Source organism: Bifidobacterium pongonis, from assembly GCF_019331805.1.
GTDB classification, from domain to species: Bacteria; Actinomycetota; Actinomycetes; order Actinomycetales; family Bifidobacteriaceae; genus Bifidobacterium; species Bifidobacterium pongonis.
Genome location: NZ_JAHBBE010000021.1, coordinates 21935 through 42450 on the forward strand (window position 1 = coordinate 21935; position 20516 = coordinate 42450).

The 20516-nt window shown below is 60.4% G+C and carries 14 protein-coding genes; 5 read left to right on the plus strand and 9 right to left on the minus strand.

All coding sequences use genetic code 11. From position 1 onward, the window contains the following. Positions 1-61 precede the first annotated feature (61 nt). Complete coding sequence (gene serS, locus KIH75_RS06360; protein ID WP_219055926.1) at positions 62-1348, minus strand: serine--tRNA ligase; 1287 nt, start codon at positions 1346-1348, stop codon at positions 62-64. A gap of 112 nt (positions 1349-1460) precedes the next feature. On the opposite strand from serS, the gene KIH75_RS06365 reads away from it, so the two are divergent. Further along, positions 1461-2573 carry a diacylglycerol/lipid kinase family protein gene (locus KIH75_RS06365; RefSeq protein ID WP_219055927.1) on the plus strand — a complete coding sequence of 371 codons (1113 nt, stop codon included), beginning with the start codon at positions 1461-1463 and terminating at the stop codon, positions 2571-2573. A 73-nt stretch (positions 2574-2646) separates the two neighbouring features. Here the strand turns inward: KIH75_RS06365 and KIH75_RS06370 are convergent, their stop codons facing one another. Together KIH75_RS06370 and KIH75_RS06375 are read right to left on the minus strand one after the other, a co-directional pair. Beyond that, a complete protein-coding gene (locus KIH75_RS06370; protein WP_219055928.1) occupies positions 2647-3552 on the minus strand; it encodes a PRD domain-containing protein in 906 nt (301 codons plus the stop codon). Positions 3553-3594: 42 nt separating this feature from the next. After that, a complete protein-coding gene (locus KIH75_RS06375) occupies positions 3595-5694 on the minus strand; it encodes a glucose PTS transporter subunit IIA (protein WP_219055929.1) in 2100 nt (699 codons plus the stop codon). Positions 5695-6022: 328 nt separating this feature from the next. Here KIH75_RS06375 and pgm point away from each other — a divergent pair, with 328 nt between their 5' ends. The 3 genes from pgm to rpiA all read left to right on the plus strand — a co-directional run bounded on the left by pgm (position 6023) and on the right by rpiA (position 9735). After that, positions 6023-7699: a phosphoglucomutase (alpha-D-glucose-1,6-bisphosphate-dependent) gene (pgm, locus tag KIH75_RS06380; protein ID WP_219055930.1), complete on the plus strand. Its 1677-nt coding sequence runs from the start codon at positions 6023-6025 to the stop codon at positions 7697-7699. A 253-nt stretch (positions 7700-7952) separates the two neighbouring features. Further along, the gene (locus tag KIH75_RS06385) at positions 7953-8927 is read left to right on the plus strand and encodes a ribonuclease H family protein (protein ID WP_420829183.1); all 975 of its coding nucleotides are present in this window, start codon (positions 7953-7955) and stop codon (positions 8925-8927) included. A 109-nt stretch (positions 8928-9036) separates the two neighbouring features. Then, complete coding sequence (gene rpiA / locus KIH75_RS06390) at positions 9037-9735, plus strand: ribose-5-phosphate isomerase RpiA (RefSeq protein WP_219055932.1); 699 nt, start codon at positions 9037-9039, stop codon at positions 9733-9735. A 194-nt stretch (positions 9736-9929) separates the two neighbouring features. Here rpiA and KIH75_RS06395 read toward each other — a convergent pair whose 3' ends face one another. Then, the gene (locus KIH75_RS06395; protein WP_004268639.1) at positions 9930-10019 is read right to left on the minus strand and encodes a 30S ribosomal protein bS22; all 90 of its coding nucleotides are present in this window, start codon (positions 10017-10019) and stop codon (positions 9930-9932) included. 82 nt (positions 10020-10101) lie between these two features. Then, positions 10102-10707 (minus strand): hypothetical protein, encoded by a 606-nt coding sequence (locus KIH75_RS06400; protein ID WP_219055933.1) that lies wholly within the window; start codon positions 10705-10707, stop codon positions 10102-10104. A 79-nt stretch (positions 10708-10786) separates the two neighbouring features. On the opposite strand from KIH75_RS06400, the gene radA reads away from it, so the two are divergent. Then, positions 10787-12202 carry a DNA repair protein RadA gene (gene radA / locus KIH75_RS06405; RefSeq protein WP_219055934.1) on the plus strand — a complete coding sequence of 472 codons (1416 nt, stop codon included), beginning with the start codon at positions 10787-10789 and terminating at the stop codon, positions 12200-12202. Positions 12203-12364: 162 nt separating this feature from the next. Here radA and KIH75_RS06410 read toward each other — a convergent pair whose 3' ends face one another. Genes KIH75_RS06410 through KIH75_RS06425 form a run of 4 tightly spaced genes read right to left on the minus strand, consistent with a single transcriptional unit; the run spans position 12365 to position 20466 of the window. After that, complete coding sequence (locus KIH75_RS06410) at positions 12365-13759, minus strand: ISL3 family transposase (protein WP_054321422.1); 1395 nt, start codon at positions 13757-13759, stop codon at positions 12365-12367. Further along, positions 13746-17147 (minus strand): type I restriction endonuclease subunit R, encoded by a 3402-nt coding sequence (locus KIH75_RS06415; protein WP_129236660.1) that lies wholly within the window; start codon positions 17145-17147, stop codon positions 13746-13748. Before KIH75_RS06415 ends, KIH75_RS06410 begins: the two co-directional genes overlap by 14 nt. Continuing rightward, positions 17147-18415: a restriction endonuclease subunit S gene (locus KIH75_RS06420; protein WP_164999697.1), complete on the minus strand. Its 1269-nt coding sequence runs from the start codon at positions 18413-18415 to the stop codon at positions 17147-17149. Before KIH75_RS06420 ends, KIH75_RS06415 begins: the two co-directional genes overlap by 1 nt. Further along, a complete protein-coding gene (locus tag KIH75_RS06425; protein ID WP_129236662.1) occupies positions 18412-20466 on the minus strand; it encodes a type I restriction-modification system subunit M in 2055 nt (684 codons plus the stop codon). Before KIH75_RS06425 ends, KIH75_RS06420 begins: the two co-directional genes overlap by 4 nt. Positions 20467-20516: the final 50 nt, after the last annotated feature.

Consider the following 20516-nt stretch of genomic DNA (forward strand, 5'->3'; position numbering starts at 1 on the left):
ACGCGAAAAGGGACCCGCGCTCACGCAGGTCCCTTTGAAAACTAGGCAGAAGCCGGGAAAATCAGGCTTCCCACTTGGTCGGCTCGATGACTTCCTTACCACCCATGTACGCACGCATGGCCTTCGGGATCTCGATGGAGCCATCCTTCTGCTGGTGGTTCTCCATGATGGCGACCAGCCAACGGGTGGTGGCCAGGGTGCCGTTCAGCGTGGCCACGGCGCGGGTGGAGCCGTCTTCGGTGCGCTCGCGGATGTTGAGGCGACGAGCCTGGTACTCGGTGCAGTTGGAGGTGGAGGTGAGCTCGCGGTAGCGGCCCTGGGTCGGAACCCATGCCTCGCAGTCGAACTTACGTGCCGCGGAGGAGCCCAGATCGCCTGCGGCGGTGTCGATGATGCGGTACGGCACCTCGACCTTGCCGAGCATCTCCTGCTCCATGGCCAGCAGGTGCTCATGCTCCTTGTAGGAGTCCTCCTGCTTGGCGTAGACGAACATTTCGACCTTGTCGAACTGGTGCACGCGGATGATGCCGGAGGTGTCCTTGCCTGCGGCGCCGGCTTCACGGCGGTAGCAGGAGCTCCAACCGCAGTAGCGCAGCGGGCCGTTCTCCAGATTCAGGATCTCGTTCTCGTGCATGCCTGCGAGCGCCACTTCGGAGGTGCCGACCAGGTACTGCTCGTCGGGTTCGCGCAGACGGTAGATCTCGTCGGCGTGGGAGTTCAGGAAGCCAGTGCCGCGCATCACTTCGGGGCGCACCAGCGTCGGGGTGATGGCGAGGGTGAAGCCGTGCTCCTCGGCCTGATCGACGGCCATGGTGAGCATGGCGATCTGCATACGGGCGACGGCGCCGCGCAGGAAGTAGAAGCGGGATCCGCCGACCTTCACGCCGCGCTCCATGTCGATGCCGGCGACGCCGCGACCCAGGGTGAGGTGGTCCTTCGGCTCGAAGCCTTCGGCTGCGAAGTCGCGGATGTCACCGACCTTCTTGACGACGACGTAATCGTCCTCGCCGCCTTCCGGGGCTTCCGGCTCGACCACATTGGACAGCTTCCACATGGCGGTGGTGTATTCGCCGGTGGCGGCGTCGGCCGCGGCCTTGTATTCGGCGACCTTCTTGGAGAGTTCCTTGGTTTCGGCGATGAGCTTGGCCTTGTCGTCACCGGACGCGGCGGCGACCTTCTTACCGATTTCCTTCTGCTGGGCGCGGGCGGCTTCGAAGTCCTTCAGCGCCGCACGACGCGCTTCGTCGGAGGAGAGCACCTCATCGACGAGTTCGACGGATTCCCCGCGCTTGCGCTGGGATTCCTTGACGATATCAGCGTGTTCACGAATGAATTGAATATCAAGCATGGCCTTAAGCCTAGTGCCGTGTAGCGACGCACCGGGCGAGTTCGTGCAGGATTAGGGGGGATTCCTTCAAAAGGTGAGTTCGTCTGTCCTGTTCTTCGCAAAAATAGGGGGCATGCCCAAAACTGCGCTTATTATCATCTCGGCCGTCGTCACCATCGCAGCCGTCATCGCGGCGATCGTACTGTTCGTACGTTCCTGCAAACGCCGTAAGCTGGCCGATGCGCTTGACCGCCGTGACAACGATTCCGTGCACTACGCGTTCATCATCAACCCTTCGAAGCCGCAGGCCGCGGAACATAGACGTTTCATCGCCTCGTACTGCGCGAATCATGGTTTCAACGACATCGAGTTCATCGAGACACAGCTCGACAAGGACGGCAGGGTTTGCGCGCAGGAGGCTCTGGCTCATGGGGCGGACGTGGTGGTTGCCGTGGGCGGCGATGGCACGGTGCGCACCGTCGCCAGCGCGGTGGCCGGCACGGGGCATGCATTGGGCATCATCCCCATCGGCACCGGTAATCTGTTCGCCCGCAATATGGGTATTCCGGTGGGCGACATCGAGGCGGCGCTCACCGTGGCGACCTCGCATGGTTCCCGCAACGTGGATATGGGCCGTATGACGATTCTCGACAACGAGAAGGAGGATCACGGCCACGCGTTCCTCATCATCGCGGGTATCGGCTTCGACGCCGCGATGATCGACGACACCGATCCCGAATTGAAGAAGAACATCAGCTGGCTGGCGTATTTCGTCGGCGGCGTGAAGAACCTGTTCGCCCCCAAATACCATGGCACCGTCACCATCACGAGCGCGGACGGCAGCACGCATTCGCGCAGCGGCCTCACCTTCCGCACGTTCATGGCCGGCAATTGCGGCGAGATCCCGATGTTCTCGCTGATGCCCAGCGCATCGGTCGACGACGGCATCCTCGATTTCGAGATCATCGATACGACCGGCGGTCTGCTCGGCTGGACGAACCTGTTCGGCGACATCGTCTATCAGACCGTCACCCGCAAGCCCGAGCAGAACCCCATTTCCATCAATTCGAAGGTGGATCAGATTCAGGGCGTCAGCGCGGAGCTCACGCTGGAGAAGCCTGCTTTGGCGGAGGTGGATGGCGATATTCTCGGCGAATCGCAGCATATCCGCTTCAGCGTGGAGAAGCATGCGCTGATCGTGCGCGTGCCGGAAATGCCCGGAAACGCAAAACCGTCCGAGCAGTAAAGCGATTTAGTTCCGGCTCAGACCGCCAAGTCGAACGCGGAATCGTTCAAACGGGCGGCATACGCCGTATATGTCAACGGCTGGCGCTCGGCTGTTTCGCCTTGCTCTGTTGCGCGGCGGATTCCTCGTTCTCGCGCTCCTCGTCCAATACATCCGTGGTGACACGGGAGATGTGCAGGGCGAGATAGGCGATTTCATCCTCGGTCAGATGCGCGTCCAGGCGCAGGGCCGCCACGGCGGCGATCTTGTCGGCGCAACGCATGGCGTCGGAATACGTTTCCTTGATCGAGTTGATGATCGGCTGCGGTTCACGGTCGAGCTGCTTGTTCTGGCTGATGCGGACGAACAGGTAGCGCAGATGGGTGATGAACCTGCCGACGTTGATGCTGTGCTGGTCGAGTTTTACACCATACGACTGTTCGATCACGGCGAGCATCTGCTGGATGACGCCGGTGATCTTATAGGTGCGGGACAGGTCGCCCGTGGAGAATCCCGCGTTGACCATGTGCATTGCGAAGGCGACCACTTCCCCTTCGGGGAGGATGCCGCCAAGATACGAATTGAGTACGGCCACAAGCTTCGTCGCTTGTTCGTATTCGCGCGCGTACAGTGACTGCACTTCGGCCTGCAACGGGTATTCGACGCTGATGCCCTTGTTGATGCGCCTGATGGCGCCGGTGAGATGATCGGCCAAAGCCATGACGAGGGCTGGACGGCGCTCGACCTGAGCGCCCATGCCGATCCTGGTCATGGCTTCGGTGATCAACCGGATGATTTCGGGCGGAATGCCCGCGAGCAGTTCCGCCATATGATCCGGATCACGCCCGTCGGAAGGAACGAAACGCTTGACGACTTTCCTTTCGTCGATGCGCTGGCCGGGCTTGGCTTGGAATCCCAATCCTCGCCCGGTCAGTATCACTTCGCTATTCCCATCTTTCGCCAGGACGACGTTGTTGTTGAATACGCGAAGTACTTCCACCGTTTTCGTTCCTTCCCCAGACGTCGATGTCGTCAGACATCGTCAGTGCTGGATATCGATTACCACATCACCGGCCTTCACATCGATATCCGTCTTCGGCGTGACCGAGGCAAGGGCCATGGTGTTGGTCACCGTCATCAGCGTCGTGGTGCTGTACCCGGCCTGCTTGACCTTATCGAAGTCAACAGTCACCAGAGTATCACCAGCGTTCACTCGCTGATCGGTCTTTACGGCGACGGCGAAGCCTTCACCGTTCATCTTCACCGTGTCGATGCCGACATGCACGAGCACTTCCACGCCGTCATCGGTCTTGATACCGAAGGCGTGGCCGGTTTCGGCGACGGTGGAGAGCACGCCGGAGACCGGGGCGACCACGGTGGAGTCGGACGGCTGGATGGCGACGCCCTCACCCAGTGCGCGGGAGGCGAACACCGGGTCGCCGGACTCGTCGAGGGAGACGACGTGGCCGGACAGCGGGGATGCGACGGTGGTGGTCGCCACTGCGGTGGCGGTGGCGGTCGCCGCAGCGGGAGCGGCCGGGGCAGCCGGGGCGGAAGCGGCGGCGTTGACGGCCTTCTTGGCTTCCTGTTCGGCGATGTAGTCGGCGGCACGCTGCTTGGCTTCGGCCTTCTGCTCCGGGGTGCGGTAGTCGAAGGTCACGACCATGAGGAAGGACACGATGAACGCGGCCGCGATGGACACGGCATAGACCCACATCTGGTTGAACACCGGGATGGTGAGCAGCGAGGTGAAGGCGAAGGCGGTGGTGGTCACGCCGTGCACGACGGCGCCGGAAGCGACGGTGGACGGGAAGAGCCAGCCGAGGATGGCGATGGTGACGCCACCGGTGGCGCAGCCGACCAGCATGCGCTTGTAGACCATCTTGTAACGCAGGTGGATGCCGTACAGGGACGGCTCGGAAACGCCACCGAGCAGACCGGCAGCGAGGGCGCCGAGGGAGGTCTGGCGCATGACCGGGTCCTTATCGCGCACGGCAAGGAACAGCACACCGGCGGTAGCGCCGAAGCAGGCGAAGTTCCAAGTACCCATCGGGCCCTGGATGAAGTCGTAGCCCAGCGTCTGAATGTTCATGAGCATAAGGGCGTTGAGCGGCCAGTGCAGACCCAGCGGCACCAGGAACGGGTACAGCAGCGGGATGACGATGGCGAAGACGAACGGCGCGTTCGCGTTCATCCAGGCGAGGCCGACACCGAGCTCGTTGCCTGCCCACACGCCCAGCGGGCCGATGAGGAAGGCGGTCAGTGCGCCGACGATGATCAGCGAGAAGAACGGCACGAAGACAAGCTGGACGCTTTCGGGGATGATCTTCTTCAGCCCGTGGTAGACGAGCGCCAGCACGGCGGCCATCAGCAGCGGCACGAACACGTTGCCGGAGTAGTCGCTCAGCAGCATCGGCAGACCGAAGATCTTGGCGGTGCAGGAGGTGGTGCCCAAGGCCTGGTTGGTGGTGCAGACGGTGTCCGTGAAGGTCTTGGTGTCCATCAGGCTGGTGAACTGCGGGGTCATGAGCATGGCCATGATCGCGCCGCCCAGCCACGGGTCGACCTTCAGCTTCTTGGCCGCGTTGTACGCGATCATGATCGGCAGGAAGTAGAACACGCCCTTCCAGATCGCCTTCACGAACACCCAGCCGGCGGACGCCTCATCGTTCGGGATCACGTTCAGCGAGATCAGCAGGTTGACCAGCGCGATGATGATGGAGGCGCCGAGCAGCACGCCCAGGATCGGGCGGAACGAATCGGACAGATACTCGAAGAACGCATCAAGCCATGCGAACTTGCCGCGCGCCTTGGCGCGTTCCGCGGCCTTGACCTCGGCATCGGTCATCTGGCCACCGGACTTGCCGCCCTTGCTCGCGGCAGCACCGGCGTTGGCCATCTCCGGCAGATGCATGATGTCCTCGTAGACGTTGGCGACGCCGCCGCCGATAACGACCTGGTAACGGTTGTCGCCCTGCGGCACGGTGCCAAGCACACCCTTGGTACCGTCCAGACGAGCCTGATCGACCTTGCCAGCGTCCACCAGCTCGAAGCGCAGACGCGTGGCGCAATGGGTGAGGCTGCGAACGTTCTCAGCACCACCAATCGCAGCAATGATCTGCGACGCGGTTGACTCAGCCATTTTCCCTTCCTTCCTTGTTTCATTTCCATTCTTCGCCCCGCAGGCCGTCCTCACCGACAAAAAAGACCTGAGGTAAGGCATGTGAATATGCCAAACCTCAGGTCTTGCGTCTGTAATGGACTAGCAACCCTGCGAGTAGTCGAATGGAATGCAGTTTACACCACGTTTACATGATTGGCAAAATTCTTCGTTGAGGACGCAACGGTTTGCCGCGGCATCATTACCGTGCTTCCCGACACGCCGCGCGACAAGTTCGTGCCAACGTTTTCACCGAACAAAATATGACATTACCGCACATTAGCCCATGCCCCGTGGCACAATAAGTCTCATGGTTGCAAATAATGCGGGCAAACCCGCCACCCCAGCAGATCTGATCAATGTCGACGAAGTCATTGGCAAGTACTACGACGTCGTCCCCGACCCGTCCGTTCCGGAACAGCGCGTCTCCTTCGGCACCTCCGGTCACCGCGGATCGTCCCTGAAGACCTCGTTCAACGAGGCCCACATCGTCGCCATCACCCAGGCCATTGCGGAATACCGCAAGAAGGCCGGCGTGAACGGTCCTCTGTACATCGGCCGCGACACCCACGCCCTGTCCGAGCCGGCTTGGAAGACCGCCATCGAGGTCCTCGTCGCCAACGGCGTGCGCGTGCGCATCGATTCCCGTGACGACTTCACCCCGACCCCGGTTGTGTCCCAGGCCATCCTGACCCACAACCGCGCCGCGGACGGCACCCAGCGCTTCACCGGCGACGGCCTCGCCGACGGCATCGTTGTCACCCCGTCCCACAACCCGCCCACCGACGGCGGTTTCAAGTACGACCCGGTCACCGGCGGCCCGGCACCGGCCGACGTGACCAACGCCATCGCCGACCGAGCCAACGAGCTGCTCGGCGATTTCAAGAACGTCAAGCGCGTCCCGTTCGAGCAGGCCATCAAGTCCGACCTGGTCGAGCGCTTCGACTACCGCGACCACTACGTCTCCGACCTGGAGAACGTCATCGACTTCGACGTCATCCGTTCCTCCGGCGTACGTCTGGGCATCGACCCGCTCGGCGGCGCTTCTGTCAACTACTGGCCGCTGATGAACGAGAAGTTCAACCTGACCATCGATGTCGTGCGCCCGCAGGTCGACCCGACCTGGAGCTTTATGACCATCGACCACGACGGCAAGATCCGTATGGATCCGTCCTCCCCGTACGCGATGAAGGGTCTGGTGGACTCCCTCAACAACGGCGCTTGGGACAAGTACGATCTGGTCGGCGGCACCGATCCGGACGCCGATCGTCACGGCATCGTCTGCCCGAACTGGGGCGTGATGAACCCGAACCACTACATCGCCGTGTGCGTGGAGTACCTGTTCGGCGGCAACCGCCCGGGTTGGCCGGAGAACGCCGGCATCGGCAAGACCCTGGTCTCCTCCTCCCTGATCGACCGCGTGGCCGCCTCCATCAACGCCAAGCTCGTTGAGGTGCCGGTCGGCTTCAAGTGGTTCGTCGACCCGCTGTTCAAGGGCGAAGTCGCCTTCGGCGGCGAGGAAAGCTCCGGCATGAGCTTCCTGCGCAAGGATGGCCGCGTCTGGACCACCGATAAGGACGGTCTGATCCCCGACCTGCTGGCCGCCGAGATCACCGCGAAGACCGGCAAGAACCCGGCCCAGCTGCATCAGGAGCAGGTCGAGCGCTTCGGCGAAAGCTGGTACAAGCGCGTCGACACCCCGACCACCCTCGAGCAGAAGCAGAAGTTCGCCAAGCTCACCGGCGACGACGTCGCGGCCACCCAGCTGGCCGGCGAGGACATCACCGCCAAGCTCACCGAAGCCCCTGGCAACCACGCCAAGATCGGCGGCCTGAAGGTCACCACCGAGAACAACTGGTTCGCGGCCCGTCCTTCCGGCACCGAGAACATCTACAAGGTGTACGCCGAGTCCTTCGAGTCCCCCGAGGCTCTGGACAAGGTGCTCGCCGAGGCCACCGAGGTCGTCGACAAGGCTCTGGCCGACTGATTCGGCAAGGCTTCAGCCTGAACGCCTGTCTTTGGGGCGGATCCGCACATATCGCGGGTCCGCCCCTTTCGTTTGCCCGTCACCCGCTTCCGCCCCGTCTAGCCCTCCCACGCATAGCGGCGGTAACGCAGGCTGGGCATGGCGTAGGCTGTCTAAAGGCATCGCCCCGCGCCCGGGGCGCATGAGGAAAGGATCTCGTATGACCATCACCGTTTCCACGGACGGATCGGCATTGGGCAACCCCAACGGCCCCATGGGCTGGGCCTGGGCGGATCACGCCAGGAACGCCGGCGGCACGCCCGGCCACAGGCACGACGACCGCGGCTACGACCATGGCGGGGCGACCAACGGCACCAATCAGATCGGCGAATTGTGCGCCGTATTGGAAGCGCTGCGCGCGCACCCTGGCGCGGAACCGCTGCTCATCGAATCGGATTCGCAGTATGCCATCAACTGTTCCACCAAATGGGTGAAGGGCTGGAAGAAGAACGGCTGGAAGAACTCGCAGAAGAAGCCGGTGAAGAACGCCGAGCTCATCAAGGCCATCGATGCCGAAATCGCCAAGCGCGAAGGCCCCGTCGATTTCCGTTGGGTGAAGGGCCATGCGGGCAATGCCGGCAACGAGCTGGTCGACGAGTTGGCGCGCGGGTACGCCACGGACTGCCGTTCCGGCGCCAAGGACGGCTATCTGCCCATCGAGGGGTGGCAATCCCTGCTGCATTCCGAATATTCCGCCGGTACCGACGTGCCGCCGGACGTCCAGCTGGTTCTCGACGGCAAGGCGAGCGCCGACTCGCTCAGGCCTGTATTCGAGATGGACGGCGATGAACAAGCCGATGCCGATCATGATGCGAAGCGTCCGGAGGAGCATCAACCCGAGCCTTCCGTGAAACAACCCGTGAAACAGTCTGCCGACAATGAACACGCCGAATCGCGCACAACCTCGCGAACGGCGACGCAAGCGGCGCAACCCACGCCGCAACAACCCGCACCGCAACAGCACGCACCGCAACAGCACGCACAGCCCACACAGCAGGCCGCACCACAGCACATCGGCAGGCCGTCCGGCTTGAACGTTTCGGGCGACCTGACATTCTCCCCCGCCCCGAAAACCAGCCCCTACTTCACCGGCGAACCAATGCCCGTGCACGGCTACATCGAAATCGACGGTTATGTGGACGGCGACGGCAACCTGCACATCACCAATACGCCGTTCATGCGGCGGTAAAACCCCGAATTACAATGGACACGACGTTCCATCGCCGCCGTGACACGGTAGGATGGAAACGACTTACTGGCAACGACGCTTCCATAGCGCCTATAAGCAAGGAGAAGGCATGGACAAGGCACAACAGGACGCCATGAAGAAAGCGGCTGGCATTGAGGCCGCCAAGCTCATCCAGAACGGCATGATCGCCGGTCTGGGAACCGGTTCCACCGTGAAGTTCCTCGTGGACGAACTCGGCCGCCGCGTGCAGGAGGAAGGCCTGCAGTTCACCGGCGTCACCACCTCCCGCCGTACGCAGGAACAGGCCGAGAGCTTCGGCATCAAGATCGTGGACATCGATGACGTCGACCACATCGACGTGACCATCGACGGCGCCGACGAAGTCGACAAGAACTTCAACGGCATCAAGGGCGGCGGCGCGGCCCTGCTGTGGGAGAAGATCGTGGCTACCAACTCCAACAAGATCGTCTGGATCGTCGACGAGTCCAAGGTCGTCGACACCATCGGCAAGTTCCCGCTGCCGGTCGAGGTGATTCCGTTCGGCGCCGGCCAGGTCGTCAAGAAGTTCGAGGCCAAGGGCTACAAGCCGGTGCTGCGTCTCGACGCCGATGGCAAGGAAGTCCGCACCGACGAGAACAACTTCGTGGTCGACCTGCATCTTGAGCGCATCGACCGCCCCGCCGAATTGGCCGAAGATCTCATCAACACCGTCGGTGTCGTCGAGCACGGCCTGTTCCTCAACATGGTCGACACCGTGATCGTGGGCAATCCCGACGGCCCGCGCATTCTGACCAATTCCAACAAGTGATGCCTAATATCACCGCAAACTGACCGAGGGCCCGGACGAATCCGTCCGGGCCCTCGTCGTTTTCTCCTTGCCATTACGGCATCCGCGGCGTTCCCATCATGCGCCGACACACCCACGCATATCATAAACGGCAAAAACGAACCCCGCGGGCGTATGCCTCGCGGGGTTCGTTAATGCCTTAAAGCCTTGTAAGACTACTTGCGCTGGTGGCGGGTCTTACGCAGCAGTTTGCGGTGCTTCTTCTTGCTCATCCGCTTGCGGCGCTTCTTGATGACGGAACCCATCTGAAGCCTCCATTCCGATTAATCGTAAAGTTGCAACTTTCCAAACTATACACGTTCTTACGGACTATGCCACTTCCGTGTATCACAGGGGGAATTTCTGCACGAAACGCTCCACGCCGGCCGCGGAACCGGTGGCCTGGAACACGACCGTGTCGTTGTACCACACCGCCGTCGCGAACTTGGTGTTCTCCTTGTTCTCGCGAACCACGTATTCGCCCGTCTCGTTGCCACGCACCTTCACCGCGCCGGAATACAGGGTCTTACCGGTCAGCTTCTCGGTCAGGGAATTGTACTGGGTCTTCGCGGAGTCGGAAACGCTCCACTGGCCGACGATCAGCGTGATGTCCTCGCTTTTCTTGCCGGTGCTGTAGGTCAGCGTGTACTCCTCCAGCGGCGACGTGGACTTCCACGTCTCCGAACTGTCGGCCTTGGTGCGCGCGAAATTCAGCACGCTGTCCGGCATGGCCTTAAGCAGCTCGGTGGAGTCCTTCGGCAAGGCCACGGCATCGATGGCGGGTTTGGTGGGCTCCTTCACCTGCTCCTGTTGCTGCTGTTGCTGCGAGGCCTGCTTGTTCAACGCCCAACCGGGCCATACGAAGGCCGACGCCATGGACAGCGCGATGATTACCACGGCGACGATGATGACGATGAACAATTTGCGATGCGATGAGCTGCGTGTATTCGGCATATTTCGATTGTGGCACAGCCGTCTGACGCTCCGGCAGTAGCGAAACGGCTTGTCGCTTCGCCTCGGTAGCGTCGGTTCCATGGCAAAGACGTCCGTACAGTATCTATGTTCCGAATGTGGTTGGAGCGGCCCGAAATGGGTGGGCCGATGCCCCGAATGCGGCCAATGGGGAACGGTCGATGAGTTCCGTGAGGCACGCCCGTCCGCGCGTTCGCGCACCGCCGATCCCGGCCATGACCGTCGCACACGCGCCACGGAAGCCGTCACTGCGGTTTCAGCCACGGCGATCACCGAAATCGGCACCGACACCGTGGAACGTGTCGAAACGGGCTTCTCCGAATTCGATCGCGTGCTCGGCGGTGGCATCGTCCCCGGCTCGGTGGTGCTTATCGCCGGTGAACCCGGCATCGGCAAATCCACGTTGCTGCTGGAAACCGCCGGTAATATCGCCCGGACGCACCGCGACGGCACCGTGCTGTACATTTCCGGCGAGGAATCGCAGGCCCAGGTGCGTCTGCGTGCCACGCGCATCAACGCGGTGGAACCGAATCTGCTGCTCGCCGCCACCACCGATCTCGGCACGGCGCTCGGCCTGATCGAACATCACCGGCCCGCGCTGGCCATCGTCGATTCGGCGCAGACCATCGTCTCTCAGGATGTCGACGGCATTTCCGGCGGTTCCACGCAGGTGCGCGAGGTCGCGAGCGCGCTTATCGACACCGCGAAGACGTTGGATGTGCCGGTGCTGCTGGTGGGCCATGTGACCAAGGATGGTTCGATTGCGGGACCGCGTACCTTGGAGCATCTGGTGGATGTGGTGTGCCAGTTCGAGGGCGATAGTGAGACCGCGCTGCGTCTGCTGCGTGCGGTGAAGAATCGTTTCGGGCCGACGGATGAGGTCGGCTGTTTCGACATGAGCGGCGAAGGCATCGAGGAGGTGACGGATCCGTCCGGCCTATTCCTCTCGTCGAGCGGTGACAATACGAGCGCGCCTGTTGAGGGCACGTGCGTCACGTTCACGTTGGACGGGCATCGTTCGTTGCCGATCGAAGTGCAGGCGTTGGTCACCGACTCGGTGCTGCCCACGCCGCGCAGGGCGGTGAATGGGGTGGATGGCAGTCGTATCGCCATGCTGACCGCCGTGCTGTACCGTCATGGCAAGTTGAATCTGCTGGGCAACGATCTGTATGTTTCCACGATTGCGGGTGGCATCGCCAAGGAACCGGGGTGTGATCTGGCGATTGTGGCCGCGTTGGCGAGCGCCGCGAAGCACTCCCCCATTCCCCGCACCACTTGCGCGATCGGTGAGATTTCACTCACCGGGCAGATTCGGCCGGTGCCGCGTTTGGAGTATCGTCTGCGCGAGGCGGCACGATTGGGTTTCACCACGGCGGTGGTGCCCGTGTTGCGTAAGCCGATTACGGTTCCGGGGCTGCATATCGTGCAGGTGGACACGCTGGCGGACGCGCTGGTGTCGCTGCCCGCACGATCATAGCAAAAAGCCGACGCAGCAAGTGCCGCGCCGGCTTTTTCTGGGTATGTAAAATCTCTGGTTGAATGACGGGTTTCGAAGAACGTTCATCCTCTAAGTTCCAGAAGGAACCGTCTGGTTGAAAATCGTTTGAGACGTGTTTCCGTTTCAACCAGAGATTTACCGTTAGTTGAGTATCTCGCCGGTGGTTTCGTCCACCTCGTATTCAGGTTCGGGGAACGGCTCCCATTCGTCTTCCTCGTTGCTCTCGTCTTCCGCTTCGGTGGTGAACAGCGCGCCTTTGGTGAGGATTCGGGGACCGATGCTTATGCCGCCGCTGTTGATGATGTTGAGGAGGTTGGTCTTTCGGTACAGGCTTCTTCCCCGCAACGTTTCAAAGGAGTATCCGCGTCCTTTCATGTTGGATTCGCGTATGAGTCTGTTGGCGCATTCGGTGTAGCCGTTGCTTATGGCTATGGGGCAGTCCCAGTATTGGAAGATCTGGGTGTAGAAGTTGCGTACCGTTTTGGCGAGGGTTCTGAACGAGTCGAACAATTCGCCTTCGGGAATGTTGTTCTCCCATGTTTGGAACGCTTTCTGGGCGTTGCGTTTCGATGTGGGGTTCTCGTCCCAGATGTCGAAGAAGTCCTCCTTGACGTCGAAGGCCGTGGCGAGGGGCTTGAGCTCGTCGACGCCGCGCAGCAGGCGTATTTTCTCGGCCTCCTCGCCTGTGAGGTCGCGACGTCGGGTTTTGAGCGTGTAGGCAAGTCCGCGCTTGGTTTTGATGCGGTCCTTCTTGGTCATGGTCGTTTGCAGGGACCGTCTCACGGAGTCGACGGCTTCGTTGGCCTTCATGACGACGTGGAAGTGGTCGATGGCCCAGCGTGCGTTCGGCATGGCCGTGGCGATGCTTTTCTCGAATGGCCGATACATGTCCGAGCACACCCACATGACCTTGTCCCTGTCGGGCATGTTCATGAAGTATTCTGTGAGGGTCCTTTGGTTTCGGCCGTTGAGCATGTCGTAGAGCGTGCGGTGTTCGAGGTCGGTGATGACGGTGACCTCTCCGATGCGCTTGATCTTGATCTCGTCGATGCCGAGGAATGCGGGCGTGCGGAACCGCAGCTTCTCGTCATAGTCGCGGATGTATTCCTCGAACACGTTCTTGACGGTCACATGGGTCAACGCGTAGTCGACGGCCACGTCGCGGAACGTGGTGCGCAGGGAACGTTGCGCAATGTCCGCGTAGGCGCGCGAGGTCATCATGCGTTTCTGGTTCACGCCGTCGATGTCGGGCTGCCAGATGTCGTTGCACTGGCTGCAACGCCTTCGGGGAAACTCGATGATCAGGCGGGTTGGTACGCCTCCCATGGGGGTGTCCGCGATTTTGAGCGCGCGTCTGCCGTGGCTGTACGTCTTTCCGCCGCAAACCCCGCAAGCCTCGGGCACCGGACCGCAGTACGCGAGCCGTATGTTCTTGACCCGCTTGCCCTTGTCGATCGTCTCCTCGGTGCCCGTCAGCTCGCAGTCCGCGATGCCGAACAGGTCCTTGACGATGGAACCGGAATCATTGGCTGTCATGATCGCGCTCCATCCGCTTCATATACTCCTGAAGTTTCGGGATGTCGTAGCGTTTTCCGGAACGTAGCTGGTCATAGGCCTGATCGGCGAGGGAGTCGATGGCCTGCGGGTCGTTCATGACCTTCGCGGCGAGGTCTCCCAGCTCGTTGCTCACGAGGTTCACGAGGCCCGCCTTGACGATGCTCTTCAGTCTTCCGTCGTTGAGTATGGACTCCTTCGAGTTGTTGGAATTCGTGATTCTGGTCTGGGTGATGTTGTCGCCCGCCACATAGTCGGAGATGAAGTTCACGGCCCTCGCGGCGGAGATCACGTTCACGTCGGTGCCCCATGTCTCGTTGAGCTTTTCGACGATCCTCTTCAGACTCTGCTGCTTGGGAGCGGTCGAACGCCCGAGGCCGGCCCCCATGGGTTTGAGCTCGCGGTCCTGCTGGTCGTCGGCGCGACGCAGCCTGTTGATCCTGTAGTCGGAGAGCACGAGGCCCTTGATGTCGATCTCGTCGACGCTGGTGTTGCTGATCCGGTGATAGAGCAGTTTCGCGAACCCGTGGAACACTTCCAGATCCGGTTCTCCCAGATCGACGATCTGGCTGATGAACATGTAGGCGGAGCAGTAGCGTTTCAGGAGTTTGCGGAACGTGACGAGACCGTCGCGGGCCTCCTGTTCCTCGTCCATGCGCTGCTGGGCGTATCGGATGGTCTCCTTGTCGCCGTCGGCTTTGGCGTGTTCGAGGGTGTCGGCCCATGTCGCGTATGCGGTGGTGTGAGCCTTGTATTCGCTGCTCCAGCGTTCCGCGGGAAGGCTCACGGCCTTGTAGAGGCGCTTGCGGTACGAGTCCCGTTCCTCTCCCGTGGAAAGCTGCGCTATGGCCCGGTACTGGGCGTCGCGGTACTGAGAGAAGTCCTCCTGCGTGTAGATTCCCGTCTTATCGAGCCGCTTCTTGATCTCGTACACCATGTTCGGATCCTGCGCCTCGCTCATGGCCGCGCCGGTGTCGTATTTGCGGAACGCGTTGACCACGGTGTCGGCCTTGTTCACAAAATCGAGGATGAACACTTGGTCCTTGCCGGGGTAGATCCGGTTGACGCGCGAATAGGTCTGCACGATCTCGATGTCGTTGGCGATGGGCTTGTCGATGTACAAGGCGCAGAGCTTGGGCTGGTCGAATCCGGTCTGGAACTTGTTCGCCACGATCATGAGCCTGTACTGCGGGGTGTCGAACGCGTTCTCGATGGTCTCGTAGCCGAGGTTGTTCATGTTCGACTCGGTGTAGTCGTAGTCCGGGTTGATCGCCGCGAACGGGTTGTCCCTGAGGTATTCGTCCTCCGGGACCACGCACTGGGAGCCCTTGACCTTGTCGGAGAACGCCACCAGCGGCTCTCCGGGAACCTTGAATTGCAGGTGAGGCTCGATCCTGCTGCGGTCCAGTTCGGGATGGGCCCGCAGGTACGCGTCGAACGCATACTTGTAACGGACCACGGCCGGGCGCGACGGCGTGATAATCATGGCCTTGGCCTGACCGTCGAGCAACGGAGCCACGTTCCTGACGAAATGCTCGATGATCAGCGCGGTCTTCTCCATCACGTTCGTCGGATGCAACGCCTTCCACTTCGCGATGACGCGGCGCGCGGCGTTCTCGTCGACGAGTTTGTCGGGCGCGTACTCCTCGGCGAGCCTGAACGCGGTCGAATAGGGCATGTACCCGGACAGCGGGTCGATGATGTACCCTTCCTCGATGGCTTGCCGCATCGGGTACTTGTGGAACGATTCCGGGATGCTCCTGCCCTTCTTGTCGAGCTTGTCTCCGGGACGGCCGAACAGGGTCATGGTCTCGGCCTTCGGGGTCGCGGTGAACGCGAAGAACGACACGTTCCGCGGCATCACGTTGCCAGCCTGCATGCGGGTGAAGTACTCGGAAATCACGTCCTCGTCGGTCAGGTCTCCCTCCTCGCCGGTCTCGGAGGGCAGGGGCCGCGCCTCGGGAAGGTTGAGCTTGTCCGCCGCCGCGTTGAACGCGCTCTTCAGCGCCGCGGCGCTGCTGCCTTCCTGTGAGGAGTGGGCCTCGTCGATGATGACGGCGAAGTCCCGGCCCGTCAGACGGGGGTCTGCGGCGATCATGGGCCATGCGTACAGGAACGTCTGCAAGGTGACCACGATGATCTCCCTGCGGTCGCCCAACGCCTTGGCCAGCTGCCGGCTCTTCGCCGCGTCGGACGTCCGACGTCCCTCGGAGTCGGTGCCGATGTCCATGACGTAACCGGGGGCGTTCCTCAGCTGGCCTATAGTCTTCTTGATGTTCGTGTCAAGGCTCAGACGGTCGGTCACGACCACCACGCTGGAGAACAGTCGTTCTCCGTTGTCCTGCCTGACGTCGGCGAGCTCGTGCGCGGTCCACGTGATCGTCTCGGTCTTGCCCGACCCCGCGGAATGCTCAATCAGATACCTTTGCCCGGCCCCGTTGGCGCGCACGTCGGCGATCATCTTGGTCACGGCGTCCCACTGATGGTAGCGGGGGAAGATCTGCGTGCAGCGCGTGCGCATGCGGCCGGTCGCGTCCTCCTTGCGGCTGGTCTCCTCGAACACGAAGTTCTGGAAGATGTGCAGCCAGTTGTCCCTCTGGCAGATTTCCTTCCAGAAGTACGAGGTCCGATAGCCGCCGTCCTCGGCGGGGGGATTGCCGGCGTGCCCGTCCGCGGTGCCCTTGTTGAATGGCAGGAACCGGGGCACGTCCGCCTCCAGATTGGTGCACATCCACACCTCGTCCTCGCTGATCGCGAAATGCACCACCGCACCGCTCTTGTACATCAGCAGCCAGTTGCGCCGGTTCGTGCCCGGTTCGATGGGCTTGCGTTCGGTCTGGTACTCCTCGATGGCGTCCTGCACCGTCTGGGTCAGCTCGGTCTTGACCTCCGCGGTCGCCACCGGGATGCCGTTGATGAAGAACACCAGATCCAGCGATTTGTTGCCTTGCGTCTGGTAATGCACCTGATGCATCACCCGCAGGATGTTCGCCTCGTAGTCGACTTGCGCGTTCCTGATGCGCTTGTCCGCCGGATACGGGGCCGAACCCATGATCGTCTGATAGCCCGCCATTTTGAATCCGTGGCGAATCACGTCTATCGTGCCGTCGTCCCGCAAGGCGGAAACCAGCTGCATGCGCAGGTTGTTCTCCCAGTTCCCGCCCATGGACGCACGCATCTTCTCCAGCTTCTCCGGCGCGACCCGTTCCTGGAACTCGATGAAGTCCGGCATGTACAACGCCGTTTGCGGGTCGAACCCCGTATCGTCCGGGCTCACCCTCCAGCCGTTCTCACCCTCCAGCCCCGCGATAGAACGCGACAAGTACCGTTCGAACGCATCCTCCCTGTGCAGACTGTCGTTCACGCTCATCACGCACCTCCCATACAATCAATACGACCAGTCACCGCATGGAAAATCAGACTCCTGCGATACTCCTCAAGCCTCGCAATCACCTGTTCCTGACGATCAACACCCTCATCAATCGCAGCACACTTGTAATCAAGTTGGGAGATGATTTCCAATTGGTCTTGACGAGGCGGAACGAAAACTTTTAAATTCCCCAGTTCCTGCTGGTTAATCTTCGGCATCTTGATTCGTATGTCTGATACCAGCCCTGCTTGTTCGACGAACTGATCTGAAAGCATATAATATTTAAGCCACTCAGGAAATTGACTGGTTGAGATTGGATACATGTCGGCACTACATAATCCATCATCCGGGGCTATTATCACCTTATTTAGTCTCGGTCTTACTTTCGAATAAAGAATCGCGCCTTTATGGAATAGATGATTGCAGCTAGTGACGCCATCTTCGTAGACGGTGCTGGTACGCAGCAGCCTTCCATTTCCCTTGCTTATTGATTCTGGAGAAATATGCAACCAATGCTGATAGTTATCCGGTTCGACTAAGTTGGAATCTACGTGTGCGATGAACTTGAATCTCTTCCATGTCCAACGGGTATTATCCAAACCGTTTGAATCTCCGGCGACTGTGTGCGAAATGACGGCCTTCCGATAGTCCTCCAGCTTGTCGATGATCATCCGATGGCGGGCGATGGCCTCATTGATCGGCTTACACCGCGAATCCAAGAAAGCAACAATCGAACGCTGAACATCGCGAGGCGGCACTACCACATAAGTTTCTTTCAAATCTCTGGGATTGACGTGAAATACTTTAACATCAACAAGATTTCGGCGAATCTGAGATCTCCAATTATCAGTCGAAAACAAATATGCAAAATACTTGTTATCGAAAGTCTGTAGCGGAATCAGCTGCGTCGTATCACCTCCTGCATACACTTCAATATTGCTATCTAGATAGATGCAATTTCCGCAACCTTTGAGGTCTTCAGATGTACTTGCAAAGATGAAACCACCTTTGCTAATTGGAATAGTATTATCTGGAATTATGTCTGGTGAGACATATCGGATTAGCTCTCTATGGATAGAGAATCCATCGTTGAGCTTTGAATGAACTTGTCCGTAATTAACAACTGGCACACCGTGTTCAATCAAATCGGCCTTTGTAACCGTGATTCCTTTTCCAATGGAAAACAAACTCTTCAAAGGCTTCATTTCCCAACCGTCGGGCATATGGCCGAACCATTCGGTGTTGTTGATTTCGTTCCGGGTTCTCATTTGAGGAATTCTTTCATGAAGTCTTCGATGCCGTCTTCGAGGTTGAGGATTTCCGCTGCGATGTCCTGTGGGTCGCGTGGCTGTTCGTACTTGTAGAAGTATCGGTTGAAGCTGATGTTGGTGCCGACCACGCCGGTCTGTCCGTCCTGTAGCGGCCCGTGGTCGTCCCTGACCTTGTAGTCGATGACGGCGTCCGGCGCGTAGGGAAGCACCTCCGTGACCATGTATTCGTCGAAGTCCATGCCGTAGGGGATGTTTTCCTTGTCGCTGGCCTCGGGGTCGTAGACCGTGTCGCCTTCCGGCGTTCGGGCGGCGTCGGCTTCGGGATCCCGGACGCCGAACACTCTGACGATGGCCTTCTGGAGCTGGTCTCTCGTGGGTTTCGGCTTGTCCATGAGCTTGCCGAGCTCCTTGCACGCGGTGTGCGACCATTCGTAAGTCCAAGTCTCGCCAGCGTGCTCGGCGAAGTAGTTCCTGATCGCCTGCTTGTTGGCCTCCGACAGGTTCTTCATGGGCTTGGAGGACTCGAACAGGTCATCGGTCCTCGACTTGTCGATGGTGATGTACATGAGCAGGGGACGCCGCGTGGTGACTTGGCGGTACATGAATTCGCTGGCGGGCACGATGACGCTGTTGCCGTGGTCATGCCCGTCGATATAGGTGCGGGTGATCCAGTCGATTTGCTCGTCGCTGATCTCGTACCGTTTGTTTCCCAGATTCCTTTTCAAGGGGACGCGTTTGTCCGACGCGTCTATGAGCTGGATCATGCCCCGGCGTCCTTCGGGTTTCTTGTTCGACAGTATCCAGATGTATGTGCTGATGCCAGTGCGGAAGAAGATCTCGGTGGGCAGTTTCACGATGCAGTCGATGTAGTCCTTCTCGAACAGCCACCGGCGAATGTTCGACGGCCCGGAGCCGGCGTCGCCGTTGAACAGGGGGCTGCCGGAAAGCACGATCGCAGCCTTGCCTCCGCCCTGCTCGATGGGGGCGAGCTTGGCGGCCACGTTCTGGATGAACAGCATGCTGCCGTCGCTGATGGCAGGCAGCCCAGCTCCGAAACGGCCCTTGAAGCCAAGCTTGGCCTCCTCAAGCACCGCTTTTTTCTCTTTCTTCCATTCCTTGCCGTAGGGAGGATTGGTCAGCTGATAGTTGAACGTCTCGCCCTCGAATTTGTCGTCGGAGAGGGTGTCCCCGTGCATGATGTGCTCGGACAGGTCGCGCATGGAGTCGAACTTGTCCTGCCCCGCGTTGCCGACATTGCGCAGCAGCAGATTCGTCTTGCCCACAGCCCAAGTCACGCCCTCCGACTCCTGACCGTAGGGGATGATCGTGGCCGGGGCCTTCGCGTTCGACCGGGTCTTCCATTCCTCCAGCACGTCGAGCGCGTCGCTGATGAACCCGCAGGTTCCGCAGGTGCCGTCGTACAAACTTCGCATGCTGCCGTTGTCGGAATTGAGGAATTCGTCCTCGTTGGCGAAGATGAGGCTGACGGCAAGCCTGACCACGTCGCGGGGCGTCATGAAGTCTTCGGCCCCCTGCGCGATCTCCTCGCCATACCGTTGGATCAGATGTTCGTAGATGTCGCTCATCATGCGGTCGGGAACGGCTTCCGGACTCAGATCGAAGCCCGCGAAACGCATGCACACCTCGTGCAGCATGCCCTCGTTCTGAAGATCTTGGCACGTCTCCCGGATCTTGAACTTGGTCAGGATGTCCCTCGCGTTAGGGCTGAACCCGTCGACGTATTCCATGAGCGCGTCAAGGGTGCGATCGATTCCCAGATCGTTGAGCCGGAAGCTGGTCACGTTATAGAAGGACTTGCCCGAGAACGTGCAGTAGATCTCGTTCTCACGCCCCAATGTCGGCTCGTACTTCTCCACGGCCTTGCACACCGCGTCGCGGGTCGGCTCCAAGGCACATTCCAGTCTCCGCAGCAGCGCGAAGGGAAGGACGAGCTTGTTGTAGTCGGCTGGGCGGATCACGTCGCGCACATATTCGGCGATGCTCCAAATCTCACTGACGTAATCGAACGCGCTTCTTTGCTCCGGCATATCTGACCCTTTCTGTCAACCACAGATTTTACAAAAGGACTCAGACTTTT

Excerpts from the sequence above, each read along its gene's own strand:
- KIH75_RS06425 (WP_129236662.1), bottom strand. The coding sequence starts at position 20,466 with ATGCCGGAGCAAAGAAGCGCGTTCGATTACGTCAGTGAGATTTGGAGC.
- KIH75_RS06420 (WP_164999697.1), bottom strand. The coding sequence starts at position 18,415 with ATGAGAACCCGGAACGAAATCAACAACACCGAATGGTTCGGCCATATG.
- KIH75_RS06365 (WP_219055927.1), top strand. The coding sequence starts at position 1,461 with ATGCCCAAAACTGCGCTTATTATCATCTCGGCCGTCGTCACCATCGCA.
- KIH75_RS06385 (WP_420829183.1), top strand. The coding sequence starts at position 7,953 with ATGGGCTGGGCCTGGGCGGATCACGCCAGGAACGCCGGCGGCACGCCC.
- KIH75_RS06375 (WP_219055929.1), bottom strand. The coding sequence starts at position 5,694 with ATGGCTGAGTCAACCGCGTCGCAGATCATTGCTGCGATTGGTGGTGCT.
- radA (WP_219055934.1), top strand. The coding sequence starts at position 10,787 with ATGGCAAAGACGTCCGTACAGTATCTATGTTCCGAATGTGGTTGGAGC.
- serS (WP_219055926.1), bottom strand. The coding sequence starts at position 1,348 with ATGCTTGATATTCAATTCATTCGTGAACACGCTGATATCGTCAAGGAA.
- rpiA (WP_219055932.1), top strand. The coding sequence starts at position 9,037 with ATGGACAAGGCACAACAGGACGCCATGAAGAAAGCGGCTGGCATTGAG.
- KIH75_RS06395 (WP_004268639.1), bottom strand. The coding sequence starts at position 10,019 with ATGGGTTCCGTCATCAAGAAGCGCCGCAAGCGGATGAGCAAGAAGAAG.
- KIH75_RS06400 (WP_219055933.1), bottom strand. The coding sequence starts at position 10,707 with ATGCCGAATACACGCAGCTCATCGCATCGCAAATTGTTCATCGTCATC.
- KIH75_RS06410 (WP_054321422.1), bottom strand. The coding sequence starts at position 13,759 with ATGACAGCCAATGATTCCGGTTCCATCGTCAAGGACCTGTTCGGCATC.
- pgm (WP_219055930.1), top strand. The coding sequence starts at position 6,023 with ATGGTTGCAAATAATGCGGGCAAACCCGCCACCCCAGCAGATCTGATC.
- KIH75_RS06415 (WP_129236660.1), bottom strand. The coding sequence starts at position 17,147 with ATGAGCGTGAACGACAGTCTGCACAGGGAGGATGCGTTCGAACGGTAC.